Below are 16062 nucleotides of genomic sequence, written 5' to 3' on the forward strand. Positions count from 1 at the left end.
CCTTAATCTCCAATACTTGCCGTACCGCTACCGATCAGCGTGCAGCCGCATTCGGTGCGATGCCCATGCAGCGCGACGCGCTGGCCTCCGATCGTGAAAGTCGGGTGGGCTTCGATGATTCTGTTGATGCCATGCGGACGTCCGTCGGGATACGTTTGCGGACAATCGACCAGATCGAACAAACGCGCGATTCCCTTGTCGCCAATCATGTGGATTTCGGAACCCGTGATGACTCGGCCGCCGTGCGAAGTGCCGTCACCGACGACAATGATTTGCAATGCCATATCGTTTTTCTCTCAGTAACGGGCACCATCGGAAGGCCCGGGCGAAGCACCACGCTTACGGTCTAGCTCGGTCCAGACGTGGAGAGGCACCGCGTCAAGCGCCGAACGGAGCCCCCCCCCGATCTCCTGCGCGCTTGCAGTGCATCCGCAATCGCGGGGTGGCTGTCGAAGCCGATGCCATGCATAAAGGTCTGCTGGCAGAATCCCAATCGATCGGCAGGCTCGCTCAATCCCCAATGCAAGGCACGCTCGTAACGCGGCATGAAATCGGCCAGCCTGTCCAGATACGGGCGTGCGCCATCGATCAACCCTGCGTCAACCAGCACGGCCAGCAATTCGTCGGGTTCGGTGTGCGCGGTCAAAGCGTCAACATCCTTCTGCTCGAGTTCGATCAGAATCGATCGACACACCTTGGCGCCTTGCAATGCATCGTTTTCCACACGTTGCCAATTCGAATGACGGCCGCGGTACATCCATCGATCGATCGGGCCCATGAAAATGTCGAGAATCCGATCGCCCCATACACGAAACACCGCACCGGTATTGCGGGGATCGAAGAACCGCACCATTGCCAGCACGCCGTCGCCGATATCCGCGAACAGGAAAGCGCGAAGATGCATGGCCAGCTGATCTATCGCGACACGCCCCCACACAAGCGACAAACAAGGCGTGTGACGATCGATGCGATCGAGTTCCGCTACCCACGCGGCATCCGGGTCCGGCACGGGCGCCAGAAACAGTGAAGCCAGACCGGACTCGGCTTCGGGCAGCCCTTCATAGACGTTTTTGAATTCAATGCCGGCTTGCTCTCGCAGCGCTCGCAGCCGCTCGGGGGCTGCCGCACCGTCGATCAGCGCGAACAAGCGGGTATGCCCTTGGTTGAAATTTGATTCCATGTCTCTTGCCAGGATCGTTGCATCGGATAACCGTGTTCGACAAAGCGGACATGCCCGCATCAAGCCACGGCAGTCTCAACCGAATCGAACATGTGGAATGCGACGGCAAGCGGATCTTGCCCGAGCCATGGCAGGCGCTTCATGCCGACGAACACCACGCGCGGCCAGCCATATCCGCCCGGCGCGTACTCGTGGAAATACGGCACGCGAAACCAGCAACGGCTGTCGTGCACGTAGTTGTCGTACAGGTTCGTTGCCGCTTCGGGCAGCGTGTTGAATGCGTGTTCGGACGAGTGCTGCCGCAGAAACGAACCGATCTCGTCGACCGGCTTCGGTAACACGTCGTCGTCGTAGTTGTACGTCTGCGCGAGCGACGTACGCGTTGCGTGAAATTTGATCGCGCCGACGTCTACCAGTGACATACAAGGTGAATCGGAGCCGCGTTGCGCATGCGGCACCGACAGCGTCTTCGCACGATTGATCGCTGCGAGATGCTCCGGCGGCTGCACCGCCGCATCTCGCTCATCGACAGACAATTTCACGCGCTGATCGGGATGAAGGTGCGCCATCAACAGACGCATTTCCTCCGCCCCCTGACGCAAATCGGTCTGGTCGTTGGTCGTGATGTCGCCCGCTCCTTCCCCCGGACGGCTGGACTCGGGCCGCTCCGCCGGTACGGCGTCGGGGAAAGCGACTTCCGCGCATAGCTCTTCGGTTCGAACCCGAATCGCCTCATCCACGGCATCGAGTTCTGCCTGTGCCGCATTGACCGCTGGTACATTTTCCGGATACGGCTTGCCGCTTCTGGCCCACGATAGGGCGCCGAGCGCTTTGTCGCGCCGGGCATTCAGTTCACGCAAGCGCGAATCATCCGATTTCGCTTTCTCGAGCGCCTGCGTGACCTTGCGAGGTGTCAGCCCGTCCTCCCTCGCCCATTTGAAGAAGTTCTGGTTCGTGACATAACTACGGTCCGACACCTGTGCGCGCAATGCGCGCCAGCTCAACAACTGGGCCATGCCGAAATGCATTGCATCTTCCAGGCGGGTGACAGGGCTTGTTGTCTCGAGCCAGGCATTGAAGGCGGTGATGGTGTCGGGGTGTAGTTTGAAATCCCGCGCCAAATATTCGTCCCCTAGAATTATCTCCGCTTTCAACAGCGGTACACCGCACCGAAGTGCGGCGATGTACATATCGTGCAGGGCAATCTGGCTGAGCTTGCGTTCATCCATTCCCTTCCCGCTGGCATCGCAGCCCTTGCCCTGCTCGCCAGGCCCGTACCCGCCCCCCACGTCCGAATGCACACCCGGATAGGCAATCTCGCGCCGCACTTCTCCGCCGGCGTAACTGTCTCCCTGGCGAATAGAGTCGAGCGGAAAGCTCATGCGTTGTTCGTGGATCGAGAAGGCGTGTACGCAGTGGCGAACGGAGTCGGGAATCGCGAGTCCGCCGTTGCTCGCGAAATGCGCGTGCCCGTCGAGGACGTCCAGGTTCAGCGCGGTACGAAACGAGTCCGGCAAGCCCACGGATGCCACCGTGTCGAACAGTCCCATGAAATTGACCTGATACTGCAACGCGCGCGGGCCAGCCTCTTCGCTCAGCCTGCCGTTCGGTGCCCATTCATTCACGAGCTTGTGCACGAATGCGCGCGCCGATGCTGCACCTCGAGAAAATCCGATCACATTGATCCAGATTTTTTTGATCGAATTTTCGGTTGTGGCTTGGGTATGCGCGACCTGCAGCCGATTCACATATGGTGCGAAACATCGCTTGAAGGTTGGTTCGTCACAGAACGCGCCATCATTACTAAGCCGCTTTGCGTCGTCGTCTTCGATCAACTCCCATTGATTATCTTTCCGAATCGCGTCGTATACCGCATTAATCACACGCGTGTACGCCCACACACATCGTTGATTGAATCCTTTCGCTAAAGCTTTTCCATCCTGCGAGTACGTCTTCTCACCAATTTTTTTGAAAGGAGTACCGACACCCGGGATGTAGTATTTATATAAACCGTTTTCGTAGTCATCCAACGCCGCGTTGTGCAAGCGTGCAACGTTCGTATGGTGTTTTGTCTTAGAATCCCGCCACGTTGGATTATCATCGTCATCGTTGTTGTTGGTGCCATCGAAAAACAACGAGATATGTACCGTCCGCTGACACGTCACCCTTGGCTCAACCACGCCGCAATAACCTGCCGCCCATGCGTCGTAAGCTTCTCGCGACAACAAACGCCCGCTTTCCGACATCCGTTCCGGCCATTTCACATTCATTATTCCACTCCACGCTTCACACCTTTCGGGTATTTGTAGTTCCACTCGTCGTCGGGGCCGCCTTGCACGACATACGGGTCGTCAGCGGCGGGAGGCCCAGCGCCACGAGCAAGGTCACGCGCGTTGGGGTTTCCAACGACGATCTTTACTCGATCGCCAGGCAGAAAAATCGCCCAAACACCAGCGGTCCGCGTGGTATACGGCTCGATCCGGACGTTCTCGGCCTTGTACCAACCCGACGTCTTACTATTCTTCTTATTAATCAACCACCGCACCGTCACCCTCAAGTCCGGTTGCCATTCGCGCGGGTAGCTCGTGCAACATGTTTCCGCCCCTCCGCCGGAAGGGCGTCCGTCATCGCGCGCCGGCATGACATTCGGCCCGCCTCCACCAATCCCGGATCCCTTCGGTCCAGAAATGGAAAACGTATGGATGTACCACGGCGTGTAATTCAGCGTCTTTGTGCCGCCGCTACTTAATTCCACACGCTTGGGCATCTCGACTGCGGACGGCACATCCGTGCGCAATCCAGCGCATCCAGAAAGCAGCCCCGACAATACTGCGACGATTCCAACCCATCGATTCATGCTCATTTTTCACCTGTTCCGCTGTTGCTCACGCCATCGACGAACATCGAGATATGCAAGGTCTGCTGGCACAACGCTCTCGGCTCAACCACGCTGCTATAACCTACCGCCCATGCGTCATCAGCTTCTCGCGACAACAGACGCCCGCCTTCCGGCATCCCATCCGGCCATTTCACGTTCGTCATTCCAGACCTCGGATTACACCGTTCGGGTACTTGTAATTCCATTCCTCATCCGGCTTACCTTGGGCAACATCCGGATCTTCATTCGTTGGACGTGCAGCCACGGAGTTGTGACCATTCGCGTTGCCATCGGCCACCATGATCTTGACCCGGTCCCCTGGTAGAAAGATCGCCCATACACCAAAAGTCTGATTGCTGTCGTACTGGGGAATTCGAACATTCTCGGCCTTGTACCAACCAGACGTCTCGCTATTCTTCTTATTAATCAACCACCGCACCGTCACCCTCAAGTCCGGTTGCCATTCGCGCGGGTAGCTCGTGCAGCAGCTTTCCTTCCCGCCTCCAGCAGGACGCCCGTTTTCACGCATCGGCATGACGTTCGGTCCGCCTCCACCAATCCCGGATCCCTTCGGTCCAGAGATAGAAAACGTATGGATGTACCACGGCGTGTAATTCAGCGTCTTGGTGCCGCCGCTACTTAATTCCACACGCTTGGGTATCTCGACTGGGCACGGCACATCCGTGCGCAATCCAGCGCATCCAGAAAGCACCAACGACAATGCTGCGACGAGCCCAACCCATCTATTCATGCTCATTCGCCACCTGTCTCGTTGTTGTTCATGCCATCGACTAACGTTGCGATATGCAAGGTCTGCTGGCACAACGCTCTCGACTCAACCACACTGCAAGAACCTGTCGCCCACGCGTCGTCAGCTTCTCGCGACAACAGACGCCCGCCTTCTGGCATCCTTTCCGGCCATTTCAAGTTCGTCATCTCAACCCTCTTACCTTGCCGTCCGGATATTTATAATTCCATTCTTCGTCGGTCGCGCCTTGTACCACATACGGATCGTTAGCAGCGGGAGGTCCCGCGCCATAGCTCAGCTCACGCGCGTTGGGGTTTCCAACCACGATCTTTACCCGATCGCCAGGCAAGAAGATCGCCCATACTCCCGCGGTGGGCCTCGTATAGGGCTCGATCCGGACGTTCTCGGCCTTGTACCAGCTTCCACGGGTCTTTCCGTCTTGCTTCTTGTCTACCAGCCACCGCACCGTCACCCTCAGGTCCGACTGCCATTCACTTGGATAGCTCATGCAGCATCTCCCCCCAGACCGACCAGGACGACCATCTTCAGCTATTGGCAACATGTTCCCCCCACCACCTCCAATTCTTGAACCCTTTGGCCCAGAAATGGAAAACGTGTGGATGTACCACAACGTGTAATTCAGCGAGCTAGCATCACCGCTGTTCAATTCCACACGCTTGGGTATCTCAACCGGAGACGGCACATCCGTGCGCAATCCGGCGCATCCAGAAAGCAGTCCCAACAATACTGCGACGAGTCCAACCCATCGATTCATGCTCATTTCTCACCTGTTCCGCTGTTGCTCGCGCCATCGACGAACATCGAGATATGCAAGGTCTGCTGGCACAACGCTCTCGGTTCAACCACCCTGCAATAACTTGTCGCCCGACGGGAAACGATATTCATCGCCCCACTCCCAGCATTAGCGCGGCACGAGCGCAGCGCCGCCTCGCGCTGCTTTCATCAAACATTCGATACAGATCTTCTTCGGCGCAAGATTGACGGATTGATCGAGCGGGCCGGGCAACTGATGCAACGACGCATGAGCCAGAAACTTTCCTGTCGTACCGTGCACGATCCCGGAAGAATTCATATTCGTGAAACTGCCATTGACTTCGAAACGAATTTTCTGTTTGCCGCGCAGCACGATTTCGTCGGCTTCGAGCAAAATCCGTTTCTGTGCACGAGCAACGATGGACTGCGTCAACGCATGCAGCACGATGTCTCCTGCCGCCGAAACGAACTTCATCATCCCCTTCTGCGCGACCATGCGAATCGTGTCGCGCACGCTCGCAAAGAGGCTACGTCCGCTCGCGACACCGACATGACCTTCGCTCGTTAGCGCGATCTGGCGCGCTGCGATATGAGCCGTTTTCGGCGTGACCATCTCAACGCCAGCATGACCTGCGATCACGAGATGCGGCTCGGTCAATTCCGGGAATGGGTTGCCCTCGCCGGATCTACCCTGAATCTGTTCGTTCTGCGCTGCGATCGTTTCTGCGAGATCGGACTGATGCCCGTCGACGTCTTGCGCACCGGCCTCCTGCGCCACACCACTCAATGCGTCGTGCAATCGTTGTGCGCTGTCGAGTTGATCGAGCGTTTCCGACATGTTCTTGGCATGTCCCTGAGATCCCGATAGCGACTGCGTCGTAATCAACATCCCCAACGCGGAACGGATCACCCCCCATAACCCGGTTGCGAGTTCGAAGCCCCGCCCCCGCTCATCCTGCCGCCCCGCATTCCCCGCGATCCGCGTGATGTACCCGAGATTCAGCTGCGAACTGCCCTCGTCGCTCGACAGATGCGCCTGGATCTTCCCGTTCGTATCGTCGAAGGCCAGCGTGTTCGCGCGCCGCCCGTCAAGCTCTCGACTGCGAAAGCCCGCGAGCGCCTGATTGCTCGGCAAAGCGAACGGCGGCATATTGAACGCATTCGCCGCACTGCCCACGACGATCGGCAAATCCGGATCGCCGTTGACGAATGCGACCTCGACCTCCTGCCCACGCCTCGGCAGAAAGACCGAGCCGAACTGATCGCCGCGCCACGCGCCGGCCACGCGCACCCAGCAGCTTGAGCGTTCGTCGTTCCTGCCCAGCCGGTCCCAGATGAACTGCAGCTTCACCCGGCCATACGCATCGGTCCAGATTTCCTGGTTCTCCGGGCAGGTGACGACCGCATACTCGACACCATGAATCCGCGGCTTCTCGATCGAGCGCAGCAACCGAAATGGCTCATTAGTCGGCTGCAGCGTGAAATCCGCTTCGCATCGATACTGCTGGCCGGCACCCGACGCTTCACCGACTTCCTCGATCGTCAGCGAGCATGCGATGACCGCGTGCTCCCGGTTGGCCGCATCCTGCGGATAGTGCGACAGCACGAATGTCTGGCCCGCGACGAGGCCGCGCACATTCCCGCTTCCGGAAGCACGCAGCCCCTGGCAGCGGTACGCCTGCATCTGCACGAGCGTCAGATATTCCGCCTCGGTCTGCGGATCGTTGTGATCGCCGGAGAGACCGCCCGCGCCGGCCTGCGGCTGCGCGTAATCGCCCCATGCGTAGTGTTCCTGATTGGCGAGTGCCGTATCGCGCGGATCCTCTCGCTTGACCGTCATATCCGCGCGCGGCCACGTATAGTCGTAGTCGACACGCGTTACCGCGCCGGTCGTCAACGCATGCGAGACGGACAGGTCGTGGATATGCTCCTCGTCGATGCGCCGCCCGTTCGGCGCGGCATAGCGAATCGTCGCGTACGCGTCGCCGAGCGGCTTGAGCGCGCCCATCGAATCGACCAGCACCAGCCGATGCTTGCCGTCGCTGTGCTCGAAGAAGTAGAAGATGCCCCACTCTTCCCACAGGCGCTGCAGGAACGCCCAGTCGCTTTCGGCATGCTGGCGCTGGATGTCCCGCTTGGGCCACGCCCGGTTCGGGCGCGGTGTCGTCAGCCGTTTATCGACCGGGAACGGATAGGCCGACAGCACCGCATCGGTGATCTCGATCACCGACATATCCTGGTAGATGCGGCTATCGCAGTTCTTCGTTGCAAGCCACAGCCACGGGCGCAAGGTCAGCACATATCCGATCGAACGACCGTCTTCGCGCAAGATCGTCGCGCCAACGACGACGCCCGTGATCTCCCGCACGCCAGCGCCGATATTGGCCATGCCGGCATCGCCGGCCAATCCGGGGATGAAACGCCCTTTGCCTTCCAGCTGGATCGCCACGGTCACTTCCGTGCCGATCAACTTGTCGAGCTCGACGTTCGCGGCAATGCTTGGCGAAAACGCGAGCGCGTCGGGTGTCTTCAGCTCCAGCGTGTACTCGAACAGTTCCCCGATCGCTTCCCGTCCGCTCAGCTTGACCGGCGTGAGGAACGGCTCGCCGCCGAAGGTCGGCAGAGCCGCGCCGGTAATCGACAAGGTTCGTGGCACATCAAACAAGGCCATTTGCATCTCCCAACGTGATCGACGGATGCTCGCTTATGTGCGAACACCCCACAGCTCCAGCTTCAGCGACGGAAAATCCCCTGCCACATGCAATGCAAGCCCGCCATGCCGCACGACCTCCTCCCAAAGTGGCCCGCCCTGAGTCAGCTCGTAATAGATGTAGCCGGCATTGAACGGAATCTGCCGCGGCGGCACCGGCAGCGCCTGCAAGCCGATCCCCGGCAAATGGCTGCGCACGAGGCTCGGCAGCTTGTCCGACGGCCCCACCTTTGCCTGTGCGAGGAACTGCTGCTGCAGCACATCGCCGGGCATCGCTGCATGCACGGCCAGCACCACGGCTGCGAACCCGCGCATCTCGGCGGGGTCGATCGCCGCATTGCGCATCCCGTGGCCGCGATCCTCGAGCTTGATGTGCTGCGCGCTGCGCACGAGAACCGCGTTGAGCAGCTTGTGCGTATCGTCGACGATGGGCTTCAGGCAGAGATGCGGCGTCGTATGCCGATAAGGCGGATGCGTATCGAGCGGTCGGCGCGTATCGGTACGTAAATGGGTCGACAGTTCGCCCGCCATCCCGATCAGCAGCGCGTAGACGTCGGCCGGCGACGTGGCCGGCACGCTCAACAGGTGCTGCAGCAGCGGCTCGTACCGGTTCAGGATCTGCAGTAACAGATAGTCGGTGACGGTCGCGGCGCTCGCCGTCGCGTCGTCGCCGCCGGCAAGCCGCCGCGCCAGCGCGTTGGCGCGCAGCCTTGTCAGGTCATGAATCTTCGTCACCCAACTCGAGAGCAGATCGCTCGCGCCGTATCCCGACACGGGCGGCACCAGCGTATCGTCCAGCTCGATGCTGCCGTCCGCGCGGATCGTCTTCACACGCGTGAGCGCCAGCCCGATCCATGCATCGCCAAGCTCCTTCTCCGGCAACAGGCGCAACCTCAGATTGGACAACTGCACCGACTCCGGTGCGAGGCCGATCGAATTCGTGTCGCGCAGCTCGGTATCGAACACCAGATAGCGCGCAAGCGAATCCGCGGAATTTTCGAACGTCGTCTCCTCGCAGTTCGGCAGCCTCACCGGAACGGCCAGGTAAATTACCTGGTCGAGATGCTCCTGGCGGATCGTCAGCGGCGGCGGTAGCGGCGTATTGCCCGGTGCATCGAACGGCGTGCCGTCGGCAAACAAGCCAGCAGCCGACTTGACGACGACCTTGCCGAGCGCGAGCGCCTCGATGTCGAGCGCGACATCCGAGAACCCGAAAAAGAACGGCGACAATGGGGCCGCGCGTAAATGCGCGTACTTCTCGAAATAGCGCTCCTGCTGCTGGAACAATTGCGGACGGAAAAACAGTCCTTCCTGCCAGGCGACCTTGGCGTACCAGCTCATGTATCTCTTCCGTTTTGTTGCGCGACGAAGTTCACTTTTTTGCTTCGTTGATCTTGACGGCATTCGCGTCGAGATCGATGTTCAATGTCAGCTTCGGCGAAAAGATGCGGTACCACGCTGCATCCGGCGCACTCGGCAGCGCATGGATCTCGCGCCAAACCGAATTCGGCAAGTCGCGATATGCGGCCAGTACGCCAATCGTCGTGGTCGCGGGATCGGCGCGCCGGGATATCTTCTTGCGTTCGCCGGGGCGCAACAGGAATTCGTCGCGCCTGACGATATCGTCGGCCAGCATCGTCTTGTCCTGCGTCTGGAGCGAGAAGAAGTCGGCTGCGACGAAAGCGCCGTCGTCCTTCAGTTCATAAACGCGCACGACGATCGGCGCCGCCTGCCCACGGCCATCCGGATTGACACCGGGCAATGCGTTAACGGTCAAGGTAAGCCGAATCGGCTCCTTCGGTTTTGGCGCACTGCTCGCACAGGCGGCGAGCAGAATGGCGCAGGCAAGCGAAACGGCAATCGGGATCGGGCGCATGCGGAACACGTCAGGATTGGGAAAAGGCCCGGCAAAGGCATGGCCTTCGCCGGGCGAACGAGCAACGCGCTTACGCTTCCTTGTTGCCCTTGATGTCGAAGCTCGCGGTCACCGCGCCGCCGCTGCCGCCCTGGGCGTTCTGCACGACGTACTCCTGCTTGACCTTCGCGAACGACAGCGACACCGATTCGCGGCTCTTCTCGGCGTCGTTCTTGCTGCCCGACGGCTTCACGCGCGTGACGATCACGTCGCTCATCGTGAGCTTCAGGTATTCGAGCGGATTGCCGCCAGCCTTGCGCATCACCAGCACGGCCTGGTCGATGTGCTTGCCCGTCAGCGCATACTTCATCAGGTTCGGGCTCGCGCGGTCGATGTTGTGCTCGAAGCTGAGATCCTTGACGGTGGCCTTCCCCGCGCCGCCGCCGCTGCCGGCGTGCATGGTCGACTCCTGCTGGATTTCCCAGTCCCAGTTCAGGACCTCGATTTCGTCCTTGTGCTTGTCGTCCAGCGACTCGCCGGTGATGCCGTCGATTTTCAGGAAGATGTCCTGCGCCATGTGGTGACTCCTTGTGGTTGATGAAAAGAAAGCCGGTACCGTCAGCGCAACGCGAACGGTTGCCGGCAAAACAAAAAACGCGCACACCGTGAATCAGGCGGCTTCCTTGATCGACGGCAGTTTCGTCACGAGCCGCAGCGAGACGGTCAGTCCTTCGAGCTGGAAGTGCGGGCGCAGGAAGAATTTCGACGTGTAGTAGCCCGGGTTGCCCTCGACCTCTTCCACGACAACTTCGGCGGCGGCCAACGGGCGGCGCGCCTTCGTCTCCTGCGACGAGTTGACCGGATCGGCGTCGACGTAGTGCATGATCCATTCGTTGAGCCAGCGCTGCATGTCCTCGCGCTCCTTGAACGCGCCGATCTTGTCGCGCACGATGCACTTCAGGTAGTGCGCGAAGCGCGAGCACGCGAACAGGTACGGCAGGCGCGCTGACAGATTCGCATTGGCGGTCGCGTCCGGGTCGTGATACTCGGCCGGCTTCTGCAACGACTGCGCGCCGATGAACGTGGCGTGATCGGTGTTCTTGCGGTGCACGAGGGGAATGAAGCCGTTCTTCGACAGCTCGGCCTCGCGCCGATCCGAGATCGCGATCTCGGTCGGGCATTTAATGTCGACGCCACCGTCGTCGGTCGGGAACGTGTGGCACGGCAGGTTCTCGACCGTCCCGCCCGATTCGACGCCGCGGATCAGCGAGCACCAGCCGTATTGCTTGAACGAGCGATTGATGTTGACGCCCATCGCGTATGCGGCATTTGCCCAGCCGTAGCGGCTATGGTCCGACCCGTTCGTGTCTTCCTCGAAATCGAATTCGTCGACCGGATTGGTTTTCGCGCCATACGGCAAGCGCGCGAGAAAACGCGGCATCGCGAGACCGACGTAACGCGCATCCTCGGTGTGGCGCATCGAGTTCCATGCGGTGTATTCGAGGTTCTGCGTGAAGATCTTCGTGAGGTCGCGCGGATTGGCGAGCTCCTGCCACGATTCCATCTGCAGCACCGACGGCGCGGCGCCGGCAATGAACGGCGTATGCGCGGCCGCGGCAACCTTCGCGATCGACCCCAGCAAGTCGACGTCCGGGGGCGTATGGTCGAAGTAGTAATCGGCCACCAGGCAGCCATACGGCTCTCCGCCGAGCTGGCCATAACCTTCCTCGTAGATCTGCTTGAACAACGGACTCTGGTCCCACGCGAGCCCCTTGTAGCGGCGCATCGTCCGATGCAATTCGCTCTTCGAGACATCGATCACGCGGATCTTCAGATGCTCGTCGGTCTCCGTGTTCGACACGAGATGATGCAGGCCGCGCCACGCGGATTCGAGCGCCTGGTAATCGTCGTGATGCAGAATCAGATTGATCTGCTCCGACAGCTTGTGATCGATTTGCGCGATGATCGCCGCAATGCTCTTGTACGCGTCGTCGCTGATCGTGGCGGTTTGCGCCAGCGCCTGCTCCGCAAGCGTTCGAACCGCGATCTCGACCGATTCGCGGGCCTGTTCGGACTTGGTCCGGAATTCCCGTTCGAGCAGTTGCGCGAATTCGGACTGGCTGGTCTCCTGCACGGCGACGGCTTGGGCTTCCTTTCTTGCCATGGTGGTCATCCTCTATCTGTTCGTGGGTCAGTTCGAGCCGGCTTCGTCGGCGGCAGGCTCGTGGCGCCCCGGCTTCGGCTCGGCGGCCAGCGACTTGAGCAGCGCGGAATCCTGCAGCAGCTGCGTCACCAGCGCTTCGGCGCCCGACTTGCCGTCCATGTAGGTCTGCAGGTTCGCCAGTTGCGTGCGGGCCTCGAGCAGCCGGCGCAACGGTTCGACCTGGCGCGCGATCGCCGCGGGCGAAAAATCCTCCATGCGCTCGAAGGTCATGTCGACCATCATCTGGCCTTCACCCGTCAATGTGTTCGGCACGGCGAACGCGACGCGCGGCTTGATCGCCTTCATGCGCTCGTCGAAGTTGTCGACGTCGATGTCGAGGAAGCTGCGCTCCGACACCGCCGGCAGCGGCTCGGCTGGGTGCTTGCCCGACAGGTCGGCCAGCACGCCCATCACGAATGGCAGTTCGACCTTTTTCTCCGAACCGTAGACTTCGACGTCGTACTCGATTTGTACGCGCGGCGCACGATTGCGCGCGATAAATTTCTGCGAACTGTTGGAAGCGGACATGCACGGGCTCCTGGACGGTGTTGGATGAAATGCGAGCTCAGCGAACCGGCTCTTCGGAAAGGAAAGGAGTCGCCTCGAAGACGAGCGCGTCGGCCGGCGCGGCGTCCGGATCCGCGATGCCGATCGCTATACGGGCAAGCGTTCGCTTCGACGCGAACGCATCGAGCCACAGGGCGGATAAGCGCGGCAATACGTACTGTTCGATGAAGCCGATGAGCACGCGCGCGCCGGTCTCCTGGACGAGGCACCGCGCGACGACGTACTCGACGACTTCGTCGCCATAGGTGAGCGCGATATCGTGGCTGTTCGCCATGCGCGCCACGACGCGGCGCAGATGCAGGTGCACGATACTGGCGAGCGCATGCTCCGCGAGCGGCCGGTACGGCACCACGGTCACGCGCCCGAGGAATGCCGCCGGGAAAACTTTCAGCAATTCAGGTGCCAGCGCATCCCGCAACGCGTCGTTGCCAGGTGCAAGCGCCGGATCGACGCATAGGCTCGCGGTCAACTCAGCGCCGACGTTGCTGGTGAGCAGGACGGTCGTGTTGCGGAAATCGATGTAGCGCCCGTCGCCGTCTTCCATGTAGCCCTTGTCGAACACCTGGAAGAACATCTCGTGCACATCGCGGTGTGCCTTTTCGATCTCGTCGAGCAGCACGACCGAGTATGGGCGTCGGCGCACGGCCTCCGTCAGCACGCCGCCCTCGCCGTAACCGACGTAGCCGGGCGGCGCCCCCTTCAGCCCCGAAACGGTGTGCGGTTCCTGATACTCACTCATGTTGATCGTGATCAGGTTCTGTTCGCCGCCGTACAACGCTTCGGCGAGGGCAAGCGCGGTTTCAGTCTTGCCGACGCCCGATGGACCGGCAAGCAGGAACACGCCCAGCGGCTTCTTCGGATCGGCCAGACCTGCGCGAGCCGTCTGCACGCGCTCGCCGATCTGACGCAGTGCGTCGAACTGGCCGATGACGCGCGCCTCGAGCGTATCGGGCAACGTGCGCACGGCCGCGACTTCATCCGTCAACATGCGGCCCGCCGGGATTCCGGTCCAGTCGGAAACGATCTGCGCGACGATCGATGCGTCGACTTCCGGAAACACCAGCGGCCCGTCGCCTTGCAGGGTGGACAGCGTTCGCTCCAGTTCATGCAAGGTCGCGACCGATGCAGCGGGGTCTTCGGACACGCCATCGGCATCCGGAACGGCAGCCTCGCGTGCCGCAAGCAGCGCTTGGGCCGCCGCAATCTGCTCCCGCCATCGGCGGTCGACCGCCACCGCTTCCGCCGCCAGCCCTTCGATGCGGGCACGCACATCGGTCAGCGCCTTGTCCGCGTCCAGACCGATGCAAGCTTCCTGCACCAGCAACGCCTCTTCCGCGTGCGCGGCCGCGAGCCGCTGCCGCGCGTCGTCGAGCTCGCGCGGCGCCGCATGCTGCGATAGCGCAACCCGCGCACATGCCGTGTCGAGCAGGCTGATCGCCTTGTCCGGCAACTGGCGCGAAGGGATATAACGGTGCGACAACGCGACCGCCGCGCGAATCGCTTCATCGCGCACCACGACGCCGTGATGTGTCGAAAACGTCTGTGCCAGACCGCGCACCATGTCGATCGCGGCAGGTTCCTCCGGCTCGGCCACCTGCAGAACCTGAAAGCGGCGGGTCAGCGCCGGGTCTTTCTCGATGTGCCGCTTGTACTCGGCCCAGGTCGTCGCCCCGATCATGCGAATCGTGCCGCGCGCCAGCGCCGGTTTCAGCAGATTGGCGGCGTCGCCTGTACCGGCTTGACCACCCGCGCCGATCAATGTGTGGATTTCGTCGACGAACAGGATCACGGGCGTCGGCGATTTCGCAGCCACTTCGAGCACGCCCTTCAGACGCGCCTCGAATTCGCCCTTCATGCTCGCTCCGGCAAGCAGTGCGCCAACATCGAGGAACAGCAGCCGCACGTCGGCCAGTTTAGGCGGCACATTGCCTGACGCAATCGCCCGTGCAAGCCCTTCAACGACCGCCGTCTTGCCGACGCCCGCTTCGCCCGTCACAAGCGGATTGTTCTGCCGGCGACGCAGCAGGACGTCGATCATCGTGCGGATCTCGAGCTCGCGGCCGATCACCGGATCAATGTCGCCGGCGCGAGCCTGCGCGGTCAGATCCGCGCAGTATTGATCGAGCGGCGCACCTTTCGTTGCGACCGACATCGCGCCGGATGCTTCGCCCGGCGTCGCGGGGGCAAAGTCGCTTTGGTCGTAAGGGGCATCGCTCGCTTCCGGTGAGCCCTCGATCCACGCGGGAAGCGCGTCGTCGAGGCCATCGACTGGAAGCTTGCCGAATGCAGGAGAGATCGAGAGCAACACGCGACGCAATTCAGGGGTGGACGCGAGCGCCGCGACGAGCCACGCGCCGCGCACCCGCTGCTCGCCGTGACCGAGCGTGGCGAGCACCCACGCGCGCTTGATCGCGGCTTCGATGTGCCAGGAAAAATCGTTGATCGAACTTGCGCCTGCCGGCAGCTCGGCAAGTGCACGCGCGAAATCGCGTTCGAGCGCTTCGCGCTCGATGCCCGCGTGCCGCAAGATCCGGTGAAAATCGCCGTCGGGTTGCTGCAGCAATTGGTGCAGCCAGTGGACAAGCTCGACGAACGGATTGCCGCGCAACTTGCAATAGCTTGTCGCCGATTCGATGCCGCGGTAAAGGTGAACCCCGAGCTTGCCGAACAGCTTCTGGCGTGAAATGGTCATGATGGTCTTGGTTCTTCTTCGTTTCGGCGATGCATGGAATGCGATACCTTTTCAGGACTCCTATCACGCGACAGCGCCTGAATCGATCGAAAATTTCCCCGCATCATTCTCTCGCCAATTCAATTTATTCGGCAAATTCGAATTGGAGCCGAATTATCAGCACGAATACCAGCAATCGTCAATAACAAAAGACAGCAATCGACTATCTCAAATTAATCGGCGCTCGATACGCATCACCATTGCCGTCCGCGCGCCACCGCGCGGCCACCACATCGGAGGAGTTCATCACCAGACACTCGCGCACCCTCCACGCAACATGTTGTTTTTATTTGCAAAAATAGGATGCACACCTCGTCACCGCACAATCTCAAAAAGATAAGCCATTGATAACAATGAAATACAACGACTTACTACAAATAAAATTAAACAATTTAACACTTCGTATTTATCTCAAA

The 16062-nt window shown here is 60.7% G+C and carries 15 protein-coding genes; 1 reads left to right on the forward strand and 14 read right to left on the reverse strand.

All coding sequences use genetic code 11. The features are described 5' to 3' along the window. Positions 1-2: 2 nt before the first annotated feature. The 14 genes from WI26_RS22340 to tssH form a co-directional block, all read right to left on the reverse strand. A complete protein-coding gene (locus WI26_RS22340; RefSeq protein WP_069227221.1) occupies positions 3-284 on the reverse strand; it encodes a PAAR domain-containing protein in 282 nt (93 codons plus the stop codon). A gap of 62 nt (positions 285-346) precedes the next feature. Then, on the reverse strand, positions 347-1180 hold the full coding sequence (locus tag WI26_RS22345; protein WP_236849314.1) for a DUF4123 domain-containing protein: 834 nt from the start codon (positions 1178-1180) through the stop codon (positions 347-349). Positions 1181-1239: 59 nt separating this feature from the next. Next, entirely contained in the window at positions 1240-3450 is a 2211-nt protein-coding gene (locus WI26_RS22350) for a T6SS phospholipase effector Tle1-like catalytic domain-containing protein (protein WP_069227222.1), read from the reverse strand. After that, on the reverse strand, positions 3450-4043 hold the full coding sequence (locus WI26_RS31585) for a DUF3304 domain-containing protein (RefSeq protein WP_081054983.1): 594 nt from the start codon (positions 4041-4043) through the stop codon (positions 3450-3452). The genes WI26_RS22350 and WI26_RS31585 overlap by 1 nt, the downstream gene beginning before the upstream one ends. Next, complete coding sequence (locus WI26_RS32355; RefSeq protein WP_155768802.1) at positions 4040-4222, reverse strand: hypothetical protein; 183 nt, start codon at positions 4220-4222, stop codon at positions 4040-4042. The genes WI26_RS31585 and WI26_RS32355 overlap by 4 nt, the downstream gene beginning before the upstream one ends. After that, positions 4219-4809 carry a DUF3304 domain-containing protein gene (locus tag WI26_RS31590; protein ID WP_236849315.1) on the reverse strand — a complete coding sequence of 197 codons (591 nt, stop codon included), beginning with the start codon at positions 4807-4809 and terminating at the stop codon, positions 4219-4221. Before WI26_RS31590 ends, WI26_RS32355 begins: the two co-directional genes overlap by 4 nt. Positions 4810-4990: 181 nt before the next feature. Then, a complete protein-coding gene (locus WI26_RS31595; RefSeq protein ID WP_081334317.1) occupies positions 4991-5587 on the reverse strand; it encodes a DUF3304 domain-containing protein in 597 nt (198 codons plus the stop codon). A gap of 141 nt (positions 5588-5728) precedes the next feature. Further along, positions 5729-8251: a type VI secretion system Vgr family protein gene (locus WI26_RS22355; protein WP_069227223.1), complete on the reverse strand. Its 2523-nt coding sequence runs from the start codon at positions 8249-8251 to the stop codon at positions 5729-5731. Positions 8252-8284: 33 nt separating this feature from the next. Continuing rightward, on the reverse strand, positions 8285-9631 hold the full coding sequence (gene tssK / locus WI26_RS22360; RefSeq protein ID WP_069227224.1) for a type VI secretion system baseplate subunit TssK: 1347 nt from the start codon (positions 9629-9631) through the stop codon (positions 8285-8287). A gap of 31 nt (positions 9632-9662) precedes the next feature. Continuing rightward, complete coding sequence (gene tssJ / locus WI26_RS22365; RefSeq protein WP_069227225.1) at positions 9663-10166, reverse strand: type VI secretion system lipoprotein TssJ; 504 nt, start codon at positions 10164-10166, stop codon at positions 9663-9665. 70 nt (positions 10167-10236) lie between these two features. Beyond that, positions 10237-10722, reverse strand: coding sequence for an Hcp family type VI secretion system effector (locus WI26_RS22370; protein ID WP_059509043.1), 486 nt, complete (start codon positions 10720-10722; stop codon positions 10237-10239). A gap of 93 nt (positions 10723-10815) precedes the next feature. Beyond that, positions 10816-12309, reverse strand: a complete 1494-nt coding sequence (tssC, locus tag WI26_RS22375) for a type VI secretion system contractile sheath large subunit (protein ID WP_069227827.1) — start codon at positions 12307-12309, stop codon at positions 10816-10818. A gap of 27 nt (positions 12310-12336) precedes the next feature. After that, positions 12337-12876, reverse strand: coding sequence for a type VI secretion system contractile sheath small subunit (gene tssB, locus WI26_RS22380; RefSeq protein ID WP_069227226.1), 540 nt, complete (start codon positions 12874-12876; stop codon positions 12337-12339). A gap of 37 nt (positions 12877-12913) precedes the next feature. Continuing rightward, positions 12914-15607 carry a type VI secretion system ATPase TssH gene (gene tssH / locus WI26_RS22385; protein WP_069227227.1) on the reverse strand — a complete coding sequence of 898 codons (2694 nt, stop codon included), beginning with the start codon at positions 15605-15607 and terminating at the stop codon, positions 12914-12916. Between tssH and WI26_RS32360 the strand changes: the two genes are divergently transcribed. Further along, positions 15606-15986 (forward strand): hypothetical protein, encoded by a 381-nt coding sequence (locus tag WI26_RS32360; protein WP_155768803.1) that lies wholly within the window; start codon positions 15606-15608, stop codon positions 15984-15986. The two genes, tssH and WI26_RS32360, sit on opposite strands and share 2 nt — an antisense overlap. The last annotated feature ends 76 nt before the right edge of the window (positions 15987-16062 follow it).

The sequence above is a fragment of the Burkholderia diffusa genome (genome assembly GCF_001718315.1).
GTDB classification, from domain to species: Bacteria; Pseudomonadota; Gammaproteobacteria; order Burkholderiales; family Burkholderiaceae; genus Burkholderia; species Burkholderia diffusa_B.